Origin of the sequence: Alkalihalobacillus phoenicis, from assembly GCF_047302405.1 — a bacterium.
In the GTDB taxonomy this organism is placed as follows: domain Bacteria; phylum Bacillota; class Bacilli; order Bacillales; family Bacillaceae_D; genus Alkalihalobacillus.
On the sequence record NZ_CP154853.1, the window covers coordinates 1559072 to 1574247 of the forward strand.

At 38.9% G+C, this 15176-nt stretch carries 14 protein-coding genes; 13 read left to right on the top strand and 1 reads right to left on the bottom strand.

Annotated features, from left to right (window positions below):
• Positions 1-26 precede the first annotated feature (26 nt).
• The 13 genes from hisC (at position 27) to AA0017_RS07490 (ending at position 13240) form a co-directional block, all read left to right on the top strand.
• On the top strand, positions 27-1130 hold the full coding sequence (gene hisC, locus AA0017_RS07430; protein ID WP_413380523.1) for a histidinol-phosphate transaminase: 1104 nt from the start codon (positions 27-29) through the stop codon (positions 1128-1130).
• A gap of 107 nt (positions 1131-1237) precedes the next feature.
• The gene (locus AA0017_RS07435) at positions 1238-2335 is read left to right on the top strand and encodes a prephenate dehydrogenase (protein WP_413380526.1); all 1098 of its coding nucleotides are present in this window, start codon (positions 1238-1240) and stop codon (positions 2333-2335) included.
• A gap of 17 nt (positions 2336-2352) precedes the next feature.
• Positions 2353-3642, top strand: coding sequence for a 3-phosphoshikimate 1-carboxyvinyltransferase (gene aroA / locus AA0017_RS07440; RefSeq protein WP_413380531.1), 1290 nt, complete (start codon positions 2353-2355; stop codon positions 3640-3642).
• Between the two features lie 1127 nt (positions 3643-4769).
• Entirely contained in the window at positions 4770-5669 is a 900-nt protein-coding gene (locus AA0017_RS07445) for a hypothetical protein (protein ID WP_413380534.1), read from the top strand.
• Positions 5670-5704: 35 nt separating this feature from the next.
• Positions 5705-6964: a tetratricopeptide repeat protein gene (locus tag AA0017_RS07450; protein WP_413380536.1), complete on the top strand. Its 1260-nt coding sequence runs from the start codon at positions 5705-5707 to the stop codon at positions 6962-6964.
• Between the two features lie 135 nt (positions 6965-7099).
• On the top strand, positions 7100-7645 hold the full coding sequence (locus AA0017_RS07455; RefSeq protein ID WP_413380539.1) for a ReoY family proteolytic degradation factor: 546 nt from the start codon (positions 7100-7102) through the stop codon (positions 7643-7645).
• Positions 7646-7949: 304 nt separating this feature from the next.
• Positions 7950-8417: a YpiF family protein gene (locus AA0017_RS07460; RefSeq protein WP_413380542.1), complete on the top strand. Its 468-nt coding sequence runs from the start codon at positions 7950-7952 to the stop codon at positions 8415-8417.
• A gap of 144 nt (positions 8418-8561) precedes the next feature.
• Positions 8562-9074 (top strand): ubiquinol-cytochrome c reductase iron-sulfur subunit, encoded by a 513-nt coding sequence (locus AA0017_RS07465; RefSeq protein ID WP_003323145.1) that lies wholly within the window; start codon positions 8562-8564, stop codon positions 9072-9074.
• Between the two features lie 3 nt (positions 9075-9077).
• Positions 9078-9749: a menaquinol-cytochrome c reductase cytochrome b subunit gene (gene qcrB / locus AA0017_RS07470; RefSeq protein ID WP_003323144.1), complete on the top strand. Its 672-nt coding sequence runs from the start codon at positions 9078-9080 to the stop codon at positions 9747-9749.
• A 52-nt stretch (positions 9750-9801) separates the two neighbouring features.
• Complete coding sequence (locus AA0017_RS07475) at positions 9802-10584, top strand: c-type cytochrome (protein WP_413380545.1); 783 nt, start codon at positions 9802-9804, stop codon at positions 10582-10584.
• Positions 10585-10965: 381 nt separating this feature from the next.
• Positions 10966-11568: a DUF1405 domain-containing protein gene (locus tag AA0017_RS07480; protein WP_413380547.1), complete on the top strand. Its 603-nt coding sequence runs from the start codon at positions 10966-10968 to the stop codon at positions 11566-11568.
• Positions 11569-11639: 71 nt separating this feature from the next.
• Positions 11640-12437, top strand: coding sequence for a sporulation protein YpjB (ypjB, locus tag AA0017_RS07485; RefSeq protein WP_413380549.1), 798 nt, complete (start codon positions 11640-11642; stop codon positions 12435-12437).
• A gap of 128 nt (positions 12438-12565) precedes the next feature.
• On the top strand, positions 12566-13240 hold the full coding sequence (locus AA0017_RS07490; RefSeq protein ID WP_413382455.1) for a zinc metallopeptidase: 675 nt from the start codon (positions 12566-12568) through the stop codon (positions 13238-13240).
• Between the two features lie 671 nt (positions 13241-13911).
• Here AA0017_RS07490 and AA0017_RS07495 read toward each other — a convergent pair.
• A complete protein-coding gene (locus AA0017_RS07495) occupies positions 13912-15129 on the bottom strand; it encodes an IS110 family transposase (protein WP_413376313.1) in 1218 nt (405 codons plus the stop codon).
• Positions 15130-15176: the final 47 nt, after the last annotated feature.

The window sequence follows — 15176 nt, forward strand, 5'->3', positions numbered from 1 at the left end:
TTCACAAGTTGAGGTGCTAAAGACTTATGCAAATAAAAGGACAATTATTAGGTCTTCCAAGTTATCAACCAGGAAAACCGATAGAAGAAGTAAAAAAAGAGCTTGGCTTAGAGCGAGTGATTAAGTTAGCTTCAAATGAAAATCCGTATGGTGCATCACATAACGCTAAAAAAGCGATTCAAGATGCGTTAGAAAGTTTAGCCGTTTATCCGGACGGTTATGCTGCTGCAGTCAGAGAAAAAGTGGCTCGTTTTTTAAATGTGCGAAAAGAGCAATTGATTTTTGGCAATGGCTCAGATGAAGTGATTCAATTCTTATGTAGGGCCCTTTTAACACCTGAATCTAATACGGTGACAGCAGATCCAACCTTTTCCCAATATAAACTTAACGCAACCATTGAAGGGGCGGAAATTAAAGAAGTCCCTTTAATCGACGGGGTACATGATCTAGAGGGCATGCTTTCGGCGATTGACGAAAATACAAAAATTGTTTGGGTTTGTAATCCAAATAACCCAACAGGTACGTATGTCGGAGAAGAGCGTTTTCTGCAATTTTTGAATCAAGTTCCAAAAGATGTTCTCGTCGTTTCGGATGAAGCTTATGTTGAATATGTCGATGCTGATGATTATCCAGATACGATTCCCTTATTAGAACAGCATCCAAATTTAGTCGTGTTAAGAACCTTTTCGAAAGCTTATGGTTTAGCGTCCTTAAGAATCGGATACGGTGTTGCGAATGAACAATTTATTCGCTCATTAGACCCAGTTAGACCACCTTTTAATAATACAAATCTTGCTCACGTAGCAGCAAGTGCAGCGATTGATGATCAAGCGTTTATTATGAGCTGTGTTGAGAAAAATAAATTAGAAATGGCCAAGTTTGTCGCTTTTTGCGAACGATACGAGCTCTCCTATTTTCCATCACAAACGAATTTTCTGCTCGTTGATTTTAAACGGAAAGGGAACGATGTCTTTGACTTTTTGTTAAGGCAAGGGGTTATCGTTCGCTCGGGAGAAGCACTTGGTTATCCAAGTTATGCTAGGATTACGATTGGAACAGAGGAAGAAAATGAGTATTTATTCTCTGCTTTAGAGAAGTTATTACAGTCGTCAGTAGCTACGGTGAACTAAGTTTTAGATGAAAAACGTCTTTCATCTTTATGGATGAAGGACGTTTTCTGCTTGTTTGATTATAGAGAGAAATAAGGAGCATTTATTAGGGTGGAGAGGAGAACATCATGAAAAAGAACGTGTTTATTATCGGTTTAGGTTTAATTGGTGGTTCAATTGCCTTAGCGATAAAAAAAGAACATAATTGTACGATTTCCGGCTTTGACATCCAATCTGAACAGTTGAAGATTGCTAAATCATTAAAGGTGATTGATCAAATTAGTGATTCGATTGAAGCAGGGGTAAAAGAGGCTGACTTAATTATTATCGCCACACCTGTCTCAAAAACGGAACAAATTTTTGAGGAAATGAGTCAATATACATTTAAAACCGGTTCGATTATGACTGATGTAGGAAGTACAAAATCTCGTATCGTTGAAAAATCAGCGGCTTTGTTAGGGAGTAACGTCACGTTTATTGGTGGACACCCAATGGCAGGCTCACATAAAACAGGAGTAGAAGCGGCAAAAGCTCATTTATTTGAAAATGCCTTTTACGTTTTAACCCCTACGGAAACAACGGACAATCGTGCGATGATTCAATTACAAAATTGGTTAAAAGGAACGAAAGCGAAATTTGTAAACATGGCTCCAGGAGAACATGATGCTTTAGCTGGAGCGATTAGTCATTTTCCTCATGTGATTGCAACAAGCCTTGTACACCAAGTGCGTAAACTTGAGTCCGAAGAGCCGTTGCTTTCTAGGCTTGCAGCTGGTGGTTTTCGAGATATTACTCGGATTGCCTCTGCTAGTCCGATCATGTGGCGGGATATTTTTATTCATAATAAAGCGGTCTTATTAGAGTTAATTTCAAACTGGATTGATGAAATGGAAGATGTAAAACAGTTGTTAGAAACGGAAGATAAAGAAACCATTTATCAATATTTTTATGAGGCGAAAGCTTTCCGTGATCGAATGCCTGTCCGTGAAAAGGGAGCGATTCCTTCCTTTTATGATTTATTTGTTGATGTTCCAGACCACCCAGGTGTCATTTCTGATGTGACGAGCATTTTAGCTGACCACGAAATTAGCATAACGAATATTCGAATTTTAGAAACACGAGAAGATATTATGGGGGTTTTACGTTTAAGTTTTCGTTCAGAAGAAGATCGTGAGCTTGCGAAAGTTTGTCTAGAGCAAACCCTTTATGAGACGTCAATTTTGTAAATGAAGGAGAGAGAAAAATGGCGACAAAAACAGTTACTAAAATAAATAAAGGTTTAAAAGGAAGCGTGAAAATCCCTGGCGATAAATCGATCTCTCATCGAGCGATTATGTTCGGTGCCGTAGCTGAGGGGAAAACGACGGTTGAAGGTTTTTTAGCAGGCGATGATTGTCTAAGTACGATTGATTGTTTCCGAAAAATGGGTGTTGAAATCGAACAGGACGGAGAACATGTTGTCATCGAAGGAAAAGGCTGGGATGGTTTAGAAGAACCGAGCGAAATTTTGGATGTTGGCAATTCAGGAACGACGACAAGATTAATGCTTGGAATCTTAGCGACTAGACCGTTTCATTCGGTATTAATTGGCGATGATTCAATTGCGAAAAGACCGATGGCTCGTGTGACGTATCCATTAAAACAATTTGGAGCCGACATTGCTGGGCGTGACAATGGCAATTATACACCACTCTCCGTAAGGGGCGGTGGCACAAAAGGGATTGAATTCCATTCGCCTGTCGCAAGTGCACAAGTAAAATCGGCGGTGTTACTCGCTGGTTTACAAAGTGAAGGCATAACAAGTGTTACAGAGCCTGCCTTAACGCGAGACCATACAGAACGGATGTTAGAGGCTTATGGCGTTGAAGTTCAGCGTGATGGATTAACGGTTACTGTAAAAGGTGGGCAAACATTAAAAGCAAGACATATCGAAGTTCCTGGAGATATTTCTTCTGCTGCTTTCTTTTTAGCTGCTGGAGCGATTGTGCCTCATAGTGAAATTATTCTGGAGGGAGTTGGAGTCAACCCAACCCGCTCAGGTATTATTGATGTCTTAATTGATATGGGGGCAGATCTATCACTTATTAATGAACGAATGGTTGGCGGAGAGCCGATGGCCGATCTTATCGTGAAGACATCTTCTTTAAAAGGGATTGAAATTGGCGGTCATATGATTCCGCGTTTAATCGACGAAATTCCAGTTATAGCGGTATTAGCTACACAAGCAGAAGGAAGAACGATTATTAAAGACGCCGAAGAGTTAAAAGTAAAAGAAACAAACCGAATTGATACGGTTGTGAGTGAATTGAAAAAATTAGGAGCTAATATAACGGCAACCGATGATGGGATGATTATTGAAGGAAAAACATCACTCTCAGGTGGCCAAGTCCAAAGCTATGGTGACCACCGAATTGGCATGGCGATGGCCATAGCAGCACTAATTGCAACGGATGAAGTTGTTATTGAACGTACAGAAGCGATAGCCGTGTCCTACCCTAACTTTTTTGAACATGTTGAGCAATTAAAAAACTAAATGATTTAAGAAAAGCTGTCTTTTGGGCAGCTTTTCTATGTGTCAGGAAAGTTAAATTCACAGTGGTGAGGCAATGACTGCGGTGGGGAGAATTGGCAATGAAGCCAAAAGAGAGAGCATAGGAACCGGAAAGGGAATCAAAGGCCGCTTATGAAGCCGGAAGCGATCGAATCAGAGAGGCGAAGGGAATCAAAGGCCGCTTATGAAGCAGGAAGCAATCGAATCAGAGCGGCAAAGGGAATCAAAGAGCGTCAATGAAGCCAAAAGCTAGTGAATCAGAGAGGCGAAGGGAATCAAAGGCCGCCAATGAAGTCAAAAGCTAGTGAAACAGAGCCACAAAGGGAATCAAAGGCCGCCAATGAAGCCAAAAGCTAGTGAAACAGAGCCACAAAGGGAATCAAAGGCCGCTTATGAAGCCGGAAGCAATCGAATCAGAGCGGCGAAGGGAATCAAAGGCTGCCAATGAAGCCGGAAGCGATCGAATCAGAGCGGCAAAGGGAATCAAAGAGCGTCAATGAAGCCAAAAGCCAGTGAATCAGAGCCGCAAAAGGAATCAAAGAGCGCCAATGAAGCCAAAAGCCAGTGAATCAGAGCGGCGAAGGGAATCAAAGGCTGCCAATGAAGTCAAAAGCTAGTGAAACAGAGCCACGAAGGGAATCAAAGGCCGCCAATGAAGCCAAAAGCTAGTGAAACAGAGCCACAAAGGGAATCAAAGTCCTCCAATGATTCCAAAAGCGACCGAATAAAAACCACAAAGGGAATCAAACACAGCGTGCAAAAGTAAATGAGTTTAAATAGTTTATGAAATTAAGATTTTAGAACGCATCAACGTAGGGAGCTTTCTTTACAATAAAAAAAGACCTAATTCGATATAAGCGGTAAGCGCTTTCAAATTAGGTTTTAGCGATTAGCTAAAAGATATATTGTATGGATAGGAGTGGAGAGAAACCATACGCTTAATTTCATTATAGCGCTTACATTGGAAGTGTCAACAAAAAGAATCAAAAATTCTAACTTTTTTTATAATAAGAAATTCGGTCAAATTTTATGTACATTGTTCTGTTTTCTAAATTAAAACATAGCTTGTCTATAAACGGTCTATTAAAGGTCGAGCAGGAGGCGGGAACATGTATTTAATTGATCAAGTTACAGAACAGTCCGGCAATCAATTAAAAGATCGGGTCTATTTAATTGACAATGGAAAAATCAAATTTGTGAATCGAGATTTTGCAAAATGGAATCAACGGAGAGTGAATATGAGTGGCTTGACTTTAAAAGCAGGTTTAGTCGTCAGTGAAGAACAACTGCTTGAAACAGCGGATAGTTTAACTTTTTTTCATAGGCAAGAGCAATTAGTGAATATGGGTTGTACGACGGCGATTGTTTTTGCAAAACTTCCCTATGAATCCCGTCTTGAACAAGTATATAAGACGAGTATGAAAAAAATGGAGTTCGCTTCTATTGATTATGTACTCGGGTTAGAAATCTCCCTCCAACTACTTCGTCCATCCGTTATTTTAACGTGTAAAAGAAAACAAATTCCTGCCTTAAAAGTTGTGATTAAAGAAGGGGACGACCCATCATCGCTTGCTTGGCTTTATATTGCTCAAGTTCAAAGAAACTACCGTGTTGTTTTAATGCCACATTTCGTCTCTGAAAATGAAAAAGAACGTGCGTGGCAACAGATGGTTTGGAAAAAAGAAACGGAAAATTACGCGATAGCCGAGCATTTTTATATAACGGAAGAGAAGGTTTGGACAAAGTGTGCGATTCAAAAAATTGGACTATACCCAGAAAAAGGAACTTTAATGGTCGGGAGTGACTTAGATTATTTTTTATATGAGAACACGGAAAACCAATTAGTTGAAGATATCGAAAATCTCGATTATCATTATAAGAAACCAAGTATTGTCGTATTAAGAGGACAATTATTAAAAATAAATGAACAGTTTTTGAGCAGACCTGGTTTTGGTAGAGCGATTTATATTAAAATGCCTGGACGATTATTGGCATTGGGCTCATCATAAGGAATGTATGAACACTGTTTGTTGGGGGCTTATAAATGAAAGAGATTCAACAAGGACTAACTTTTATTGAAGAGGGAAAAATAGAAGAAGGATTAAAAAAAATAAAGCAAGCTAAAGAAACGGCAAACCACGATCAGCTGTTTACAATTGCCGAAATCTATTATGAACTCGGTCATTTACAAGAAGCGAAAAAGATTTTAGAGGAATTAATGGCTTTATACCCTGATGAAGGGAATGTCCTCATCCAACTAGCTGAAATTTTAATTGATCTCGATGAAGAAGATGAAGCAATTGAATATTTACTTGATATTAAAGAGAGCGACCCTACGTATCTTCAAGCTCAGTTATTATTAGCTGATTTGTATCAGATGCAAGCTTTAGATGAAGTGGCCGAACAGAAATTATTAACAGCTTCCAAAAAAGCACCAGATGAAGTGATCATCTCTTATGGACTTGGTGATTTTTATTTAGGGCGTGGCGATTATCAAAAAAGCATTCCTCATTTAAAACGGGCCGTTCATAAAAAAGAAGAGCTACCTGGAATGCATATCGAATTAAAATTAGCCGAAGCTTATAGTGCGGGAGGACAGTTTGAAGAGGCTTTACAATATTATAAAGAGGGATTAAAGGATTATTTTGAACCTCATGCCTTATTTGGCTACGGATTTACGGCTTACCAAGTGGGGGATATGGTCCTTGCGATTGAACAGCTTGAGGCACTAAAAGCACTTGACCCAGATTTTACGTCTCTCTACCCTTATTTAGCGAAAGCATTTGAAGCTGAGCAAAGGATTGATGAGGCAATGGACGCTTTAAAAGCGGGAATGACTGTGGATGATTATAATGATCAGCTTTATTTGCTTGCTGGGAAACTAAGTTTTAAACGTCAAAATCCAGAAGAAGCGGTCCAACTTTTACAGCAAGCGATTGCGATTAACCCGTCTAATTTAGAAGCGATTCAAACATTGGCGGCTTTTTATAAAGATCAAGAGCTATTTGAAGAATTATTAGATTTATTGAACCATGTCGAAGGATTAGGCGAAGGTGGAGACCCTCTGTTAACCTGGTATGAGGCGAATGCCCTTAATCACGATGAACAATTTGAGAGAGCTGCTCTTAAATATCAAGAAGTTCGAGAATATTTTAAAGAGGACCCAGACTTCTTAGAAGAATATGCTTACTTTTTACTAGAAAATGGGGAAAGAGAAAAGGCGATTGTTTATTTCAGAAACTTGTTACAATATGCACCTAGTCGAGAGGATGTCCGTGAATTACTTTTAAATTTGGAGAATTAATCTTTTTCAAAAAAACTTCCTTAGAAAAGAAGGGAGTAACGGCTTTTAAAGAGAATTAGTATGGTATCAAATTCTCACCAAAAAATACTTCTCTGGTGAAAAAGTCGTTTGATTTTTGTGAAGGAGGGCAAAAGCATGAGTAGCATTGTTCCGGTCGTTGAGAAAAAAGATTTTTTGCGAAACTTTTTGAAACAATTTGATCTGAAAAGAAGAGAATGTGCCTGGCTGTTAAATTATTTAATGAGTGATGATGATTTGATGGAGAAAGTTCATTTTGTTGAATATGCAGACAATGCACCAAAGTCCTTAATCATTTCAGCAAATGGGGTTGATAAGCCTCCTTTTTCCTTCCATAAGTTCAATCATATAACAACAGATGCTGAAAAGGCTTTTCATGATATTCGCTTAAATCAAACAGAAGATATTTATATTGAACTTCATTTTTTAGGAGCGAGAACATATCCACCATACTTAGCTGTTCTTGAAGATAATCCGTATTTACCTGAAAGTAAAGAACGGATGCAATTAGCGGAACAGCATGCAGAGAAAATTTTATCGATATCGCTTATTACCTTTAAAAAACAGCAACTTTTAGATAAAATTGATCAAGCTTTAGACACTCGCGATGAAGAGCAATTTCAAATCTTATCAAAGCAACTAAAAGAATTAAATGAAATGTGATAAAAACTAAATCAACTACTAGATGATATAATAAAAACTACCTTATCAGTTTTAGATAACTCATAGGGTAGTTTTTTTGCGGTGTTAATGGAAGGGGAGTGCATAGAAAGGGAAGAATGAGCTTTGATGATTCGCGATTCCTTAAAGTGAACGCAGGCTTCTTTTTGACTCGCAAACCTTTTTTTAAACTTCTAATATCACTTGTCACAAAATTGTCATATTGCATAAGCTCCTTTTCCGTGGGAAAGCTTTAAGTATACTGTTCATTTTCGCTTCATTTTGCTAGGATAAAGGGGAAAGGGTGATGAGTATGAAATGGCAAGTGAAAGAAATGGACAAATTCTTGCAAGCAAAGGAATATGTGGACACTGCATTTTTGCCACTTATTCCAGTTTCAAGCCATAACCAATTGAAAACGATTGTTTCAATGGGTGAATTTATTACGATTATGACAAATGAGCTTGAGAGACAATTCCAAGGTAGGGCTGTATTATTTCCGGCTTTTACATATTTAAAATCAGAAAAGGAAAGCGAACGTGAACAACGCTTGCAAGCTTGGGTAAGTGACTTGCAACAAGGAGAGATGAAACATATCTTTCTACTAACTTCAGATGCCGATTGGAAAATGAACGAAGAATCATTTGATGCTAGTTTGATTTGGTTGCCAACCATTCCGCTAGAACATATGGATTTAGCGAATAAACAACAAGTAATTGCGGAACAAATAAAACAACTTGTACCTTTATTGACGAATAAGTGGCAAAAACTCTAAGGAACGAAAAATGCCTTTCGAGAAAGTCTGTGAAACAATTGACACTGTTTGTCCATTAAGCTATTATGGGAAATGTCCTAGTATAATCTGTGTTGAATTATGTCCTTTTATAGGAATACCTTATTGTGTAGGGGGGGAAAACAAGTGAGTGAGAAAGAACACAAAGTATCAAGACGTCAATTTTTAACGTACACGCTTACAGGCGTAGGTGGTTTTATGGCAGCTGGTATGTTAATGCCGATGGCACGTTTCGCCATTGATCCAGCATTAAAAGCGGGAGCAGCCTCAGATTGGGTAGCTGTCTGTGATTTGTCTGAGTTAACAGAGGAACCACAATTATTTCCGTTTACTTTTAAGCAAGAAGATGCATGGTATACGTCAGAGGTTACTCAAAATGCTTATGTGATGTTACAGGGTGATGAAGTAGTCGCACTTTCACCAACATGTACGCATCTTGGTTGTCAAGTGGCTTTTGGTACAAACGACCAACATCCTGATCGTTTTTACTGTCCATGTCATTTTGGAATGTTTGATAAACAAGGGATCAACATTCAAGGTACGCCACCAACACGACCACTTGATGCTTTTGAAGTACAAGTAGAAGATGGAAAAGTTTATTTAGGTTCAATTTATCAACGAACAGAAGGAGGGGCGTAATCGATGCTCCAAAAAATTTATGATTATGTTGATGAGCGTCTCGATATTACGCCAATGTGGCGCGACATTGCGGATCACGAGGTACCTGAGCATGTTAACCCTGCTCATCACTTCTCAGCGTTCGTATACTGTTTTGGAGGGTTAACATTCTTTGTTACCGTTATCCAAATTTTATCGGGTATGTTTTTAACGATGTATTACGCACCAGACATTATTAATGCTTATAACTCTGTTGCTTATTTGCAACAAGAAGTGGCATTTGGTGTGATTGTACGTGGAATGCATCACTGGGGTGCTAGTTTAGTTATTGTCATGATGTTTCTACATACATTACGTGTATTCTTTACGGGTTCATATAAGAAACCACGTGAGCTTAACTGGGTTGTCGGAGTTTTAATTTTCTTCGTCATGCTTGCGTTAGGTTTGACGGGTTACTTATTGCCATGGGATATGAAAGCTTACTTTGCTACGGTTGTAACCTTACAAATCGCTGAAAGTGTACCATTTATCGGCGGCTTTGCCAAAGCGTTACTCGCAGGGGGAGATATTGTTGGGGCGGTTACGTTAACACGTTTCTTTGCGATTCACGTTTTCTTCTTACCAGCGGCTTTACTTGGACTACTTGCGGCTCACTTTATTATGATTCGTCGTCAAGGTATTTCTGGTCCACTTTAATTTAATAATGAAAGAATATTAATTAAATCTTCGCAGATAAGGAGGGAATAAGATGAAACGTGGTAAAGGGATGAAGTTCGTCGGTGACTCTCGTGTCAAAGCGGACGGACGTATGAAAAATATTCCTAAAGATTATTCGGAATACCCTGGTAAAACGGAAGCGTTTTGGCCGAACTATTTACTAAAAGAGTGGATGGTTGGGGCGGTTTTCCTTATGGGTTTTCTTTGCTTAACAATTGCTCATCCAGCACCGCTTGAAAGAATGGCGGATCCAGCAGCAGCTGGTGGTTATATTCCATTACCAGACTGGTATTTCTTATTCTTATATCAACTTCTAAAGTATGAGTATGCTTCAGATGTGGTTGGAACGGTTATTATCCCTGGTCTTGCTTTTGGTGCTCTTTTACTTGCACCTTGGTTAGATACAGGCAAAGAGCGTCGTCCATTAAAGCGTCCAATTGCTTCAAGTTTAATGATGCTAGGTGTTGTTGCCGTTATTTTCTTAACTTGGGAGTCTGTTGACCAACATGATTGGGAAGCAGCTGCACAACAAGGTGAAATCGTTGAAGAAGGCGATATTAACACTGATGCACAAGGTTACGCGATTTATGAAACACAACTATCTTGTATTGGCTGTCACGGTGATACGATGGCAGGCGGTGCTGGTGGCCCGACACTTCTAGATACGGAAAAAACTCCTGAAGAAGTCATTAACATTATTCAAAATGGTAGTGAAAATGGAGCAATGCCTGGTGGAATGTTTGAAGGTACGGATGAAGAGCTAGAAATTTTAGCTGAATACATCGCGGCTCATGGCCAACCAGAAGGTGAATAATTAATGTCTAAACTCGGTGAAAGGGAATTCCTTTTCATCGGGTTTTTTCTTTTACATATAAAGTGGTAATGTTGCTAATTCAGAAGACTTTTAGGTTTGGAAAAGGAGAGAAGTTGACAGTCGAGCTTGTTTAGTGAAAAATGGAAGAAGCTTTGTGAGGTCACTGAAAAAGGCTTATTCTCATTTTTAAATCGGAAGAATCTCTAACCATTAGGTGATTCATTATGACTTCAGCTGTTTTTTCTTTAACCAAAACGGAGCCAGCGGAGTAAGCTAAATCATCTAAACGGATTCTAACAAACAGGTCTTTTTCAGTGGTTTCATAAGTGAAACATGGGAGACCCCGCAGAAATAAATGTATGATAAAAGGAGAGACATAGTATGCTTAGGCAATTGTTAACGTTATTTGGGCATCGTTCAATGCTCATTTTATTACTAATTATTAATGTGCCAGGGACGATTTATGGGTTTTATTGGTATTGGGGGCAGTTGCAAAATACACCGCCTTCGTTTTATATTTTTGTGCCGGATAGTCCGACGGCTAGTTTGTTTTTTGTTTTCGTTCTTATCGCCTTTTTAATGAAGAGAAATTGGCCGATTATTGAGGCGTTAGCAGCGGTTACGCTTATTAAATATGGGATATGGGCTGTTGTGATGAACGCAGCAACAGGAATGCTTGGTGGCTCTTTAAATTGGCAACATTATATGCTCATTTTCTCCCATGCAGGAATGGCTTTACAAGCTATTATTTATAGCCCATATTTCCGCATAAAAATGTGGCATTTAGTCGTTGCTGCTATTTGGACTTTACATAATGATTTTATTGATTATTATTTTGGGATGCATCCTTATTTATCGAGTCATTTAATGCCGCATCTTGATTCGGTGATGGTTTTCACAGTTAGTTTGAGCGTTTTTTCCATTTTGACCGTTTATTATTTATCAGTCAGATCTAAAACATTGAAATTATCTATTCGCATATAAAACTTGTCCCTTTTTTGGTCTATCCTTGTCCAATGCTTCATAGGATGGGAATAGAAGAAGGAGGGACAAAGATGCGTCGTCTTTTCATGTTTTATTTATGTATCGCTATTCTACTTATAATCCCTTATCCGACTAGTGCAGAAACGGACACAGGTGATCCTTGGAAAGAATTAAACAAAACATCCGATCTCATTTTACAGCTTGTTAAACAAGAGAACTTTGAGCAAGCGAAAAAGGAGCTTAACTATTTTTCTGAGCAATTTTTGCAAATGGATTTTAAAGGTGAAGGTTTAACGATGAATGATTTACGCACGGTCACTTTGTCAATTGAAAAAGCGGAGGAAGCATTGACCGCAGCTGAGTTAGAATTTACGGACCGAATTATGTATGTGACAAGTTTCCGTTTAGCGGTAGACGCCTTATCAAGTGAATTCCATCCGTTGTGGCTTTATACAGAAGAGTCGGTGATGGGTGCGTTACAAAAAATGATTGAAAGCTTACAGGTGGAAGAAAGACAGCAGTTTCAATTAGGTTTAAATGAATTTTTAAGGCAATATCAAATGATTAGACCAGCCTTATTAATTGATTTAACACCTGAGCAGTTAACAAGAGTGGAATCACAAGTTAAATATTTAGAAACGCTGAGGAAAGAAGCGAATAACCTTAATATCCTGACTAATCATCTCGAGACCATTGTTCAAGAATGGGAGCAGCTCTACCAACAAGTTAAAGAAGAAAGTTCTGACCCGTCTTTTTTATGGGTTATGTTTACGATAGGTGGGATGATCTTCTTTACGCTTATTTATGTTGGTTGGCGAAAATATACGGCTGAGAAAGAGATGACCGCCAAAATAAGGGCAAAAGAATAATGTGAATGCTTTGTGAACACACTGTATAAAAAGCCTCTTAAATAGAGGCTTTTTGTTTGACTATAACTGACCTTTATTTGTAAAATGTTAAGCAACAAAGGATTAGGAGAGTGAGTCATAGCATGAGTATGATGTTTATTGTTTATTTCATTTTGTTATTAGTTATCCCGTTATGGGCTCAAAGTAAAGTAAAATCAGCTTATCGTAAGTATTCACAAGTACATACTTCCTCAGGGATGACAGGTGCGGAAGTGGCGAGGAAGATTTTGAATGATAATGGTTTATATGATGTGCGAGTAGAGGAAACGCGTGGTCAATTAACGGACCATTATGATCCACGTTCAAAGGTTGTTCGTTTATCAACAGATAATTATCACGGAACGTCTGTTGCTGGTGCGGCAGTGGCAGCGCATGAAGTCGGTCATGCCATTCAAGATGAAGAAGAATATGCGTTTTTACGTTTCCGTCACGCCTTAGTTCCTTTTGCAAACTTCGGATCGAATGCCTCGTTTTTCTTTATTCTTGCGGGTATTATTATGGGAGCGAGCGGGATGCTATTACTCGGAATCGTGTTTATGGCGGCAGCTGTTTTATTCCAGCTTGTGACCTTACCAGTAGAGTTTGATGCGAGTAATCGTGCGATGGCCCAAATGGTTTCGACAGGCATCATCAGAAACGATGAAGAGCGCGAAACGAAAAAAGTATTAAATGCAGCAGCTTTAACATATGTCGCAGCAGCTGTTGTCGCTGTATTAGAACTCGTTCGTTTTATTTTAATGTATGTTGGCATGAATAATGATTAATCATGATGTAAAGCGACTGTACCAAAAGCCTTTGAAAAAAAGAAGAGGCTTGGACATAACTAGCTTTAGAAAGTAGAAAACGAGTCCGTTGACATATTTTAGTTTTTTTCAGTTCTATATTTCATCGTTATGAAACTTGTCACTTCATGTTATTCTCTACAAGAATGAGAACGGAGATTACCCTGTGCCCTAGCGGACGAAAACATGCGGAGACTCCCGTTGGAAGTAGTGGCAAAACCGAAATCCACTAGCGAAGCTAGTTAGTTCGGTGCCACCCCACAGGACGCGGAGCATGATTTTCGGGAGCGGTGAATAGAGCTCAACACAAGGCTACTCATTATCTCTCGAATAAAATTAATGAAATCCGGTGAAATTTTCACCGGATTTTTCATTTCAGAGATTTTTTGTTCCAGCCTCTTCTTCCTACGTTTAGTCAAGGGGTTTCTGATCCATGTAGGTTAAGGTAATTAATTTCTGCAGGGCCCGGAGGGCCCTGCAGAAATTAAAAAGCACTTGCTGATCAACTGAATAAAATTAGACTTTTTGTTGGGTAATCTAACGTAGGAGGATACTACTTATTTTATTTTCTAGTACGACTACGTATGATTAGGCATAAGAAATAAACCTCAAGTCTAGTTCATTTAAAATGAGGTTCATGTGATATAATACTTTTATTGGTCCGTTGAGACCGCGTGCGAGTAATCGTACTTTGTATCATTTCTAACCATGGAATGAATACACTTTATAAGCTTGTTCATACAAGCGACAATGGCAACCTTGTCCTTCTTGGGGGTAGGTTGCTTTTTTAATTTGTAATAGTAATCGACAATGTGATTGGGAGCTGCCTTTTGTTGGCGAATCATGTTTCGGATAATTATATATAAAATCTTTCTCCCTTTGGGATTTCCGCGTTTATTGATATGGTCCTGTCCATGATATTTACCTGATTGATATCTTCGAATATCAATTCCAACAAAGGCATTCACTTGTTTATGGGTGGAGAAGCGGGATACATCACCTAGTTCCCCCATGAGCAGGGCAGCACTTATCTCACCGATACCAGGAAAGCTGATGAGCCGTTCGAATTCAGGAAGGGTTTTAGCTTCTGCAATCATCGCTCGGGACACGTGTTCTTTTTCTTCTAATAGGTGAAGTAGCTGACGTGCATAGTACTGTACTTTTTGAGTTTGAACACTGTTGGACGGCACAGCTGGATACGATGATTGTGCGTACTCCATAATGGTTATGGCTTTTTGTTTCGCTCGTTCCTGTGATATTTTTTTCTTCGTGTGATTCACTAAAAGATCCTTAATCTTTGTAATACTGGAACCTAAAACAAGATCAGGGTGAGGGAACAGTTCAATCAGTGTTAACGCGTATGGGGTGAGTCTATTTGAGAAGAACTGTTCAAGCTCTGGAAAACTCATATGCAGGGCATTGTGTAAGTACATACGCATACGTTTAATTTGTTCCTCTATTTCTTGATAAAAGCGAGAGAAATCACGCAGATTTTGATAGACATCCGATGGATGGATCTTTTCTTCTCTTCTGTGATGGGTGTGAGATTGAGCTAACATATGTGCATCGTGCTTGTCCGTCTTCCAACTTCTGAGTGTATTTTGTTCGAGTTGCTTTTTAGCTGCCAAGGGGTTTAAGAGACAATAAGGCAGTGCATTCTTTTGGCAAAATGTTTCAACCGGCTTTGAGTAAATACCTGTGGATTCGAAAACCACTGTCACCTTCCCAGGGAGGCTTTGAATTTGATGGAGCAGCTGTTGAAACCCTTTAAGATTATGGGCAATCTCTTGTTCATAAATGCATGTTTGATTTTGATAGATGACGACATAACTTCTCCCCATTGAAACATCTAAAGCAGTTACAAATTCCATGTTTTCTCCTCTTTTCATACGAAAGTTGAAAGTTCTTCACTTATTCA

What these genes read in the sequence shown, in the direction of transcription:
- AA0017_RS07495 (WP_413376313.1), bottom strand. Translation starts at nt 15,129, where the DNA reads ATGGAATTTGTAACTGCTTTAGATGTTTCAATGGGGAGAAGTTATGTC.
- qcrB (WP_003323144.1), top strand. Translation starts at nt 9,078, where the DNA reads ATGCTCCAAAAAATTTATGATTATGTTGATGAGCGTCTCGATATTACG.
- AA0017_RS07490 (WP_413382455.1), top strand. Translation starts at nt 12,566, where the DNA reads ATGATGTTTATTGTTTATTTCATTTTGTTATTAGTTATCCCGTTATGG.
- ypjB (WP_413380549.1), top strand. Translation starts at nt 11,640, where the DNA reads ATGCGTCGTCTTTTCATGTTTTATTTATGTATCGCTATTCTACTTATA.
- aroA (WP_413380531.1), top strand. Translation starts at nt 2,353, where the DNA reads ATGGCGACAAAAACAGTTACTAAAATAAATAAAGGTTTAAAAGGAAGC.
- AA0017_RS07445 (WP_413380534.1), top strand. Translation starts at nt 4,770, where the DNA reads ATGTATTTAATTGATCAAGTTACAGAACAGTCCGGCAATCAATTAAAA.
- AA0017_RS07455 (WP_413380539.1), top strand. Translation starts at nt 7,100, where the DNA reads ATGAGTAGCATTGTTCCGGTCGTTGAGAAAAAAGATTTTTTGCGAAAC.
- hisC (WP_413380523.1), top strand. Translation starts at nt 27, where the DNA reads ATGCAAATAAAAGGACAATTATTAGGTCTTCCAAGTTATCAACCAGGA.
- AA0017_RS07460 (WP_413380542.1), top strand. Translation starts at nt 7,950, where the DNA reads ATGAGTATGAAATGGCAAGTGAAAGAAATGGACAAATTCTTGCAAGCA.
- AA0017_RS07435 (WP_413380526.1), top strand. Translation starts at nt 1,238, where the DNA reads ATGAAAAAGAACGTGTTTATTATCGGTTTAGGTTTAATTGGTGGTTCA.
- AA0017_RS07480 (WP_413380547.1), top strand. Translation starts at nt 10,966, where the DNA reads ATGCTTAGGCAATTGTTAACGTTATTTGGGCATCGTTCAATGCTCATT.
- AA0017_RS07475 (WP_413380545.1), top strand. Translation starts at nt 9,802, where the DNA reads ATGAAACGTGGTAAAGGGATGAAGTTCGTCGGTGACTCTCGTGTCAAA.
- AA0017_RS07450 (WP_413380536.1), top strand. Translation starts at nt 5,705, where the DNA reads ATGAAAGAGATTCAACAAGGACTAACTTTTATTGAAGAGGGAAAAATA.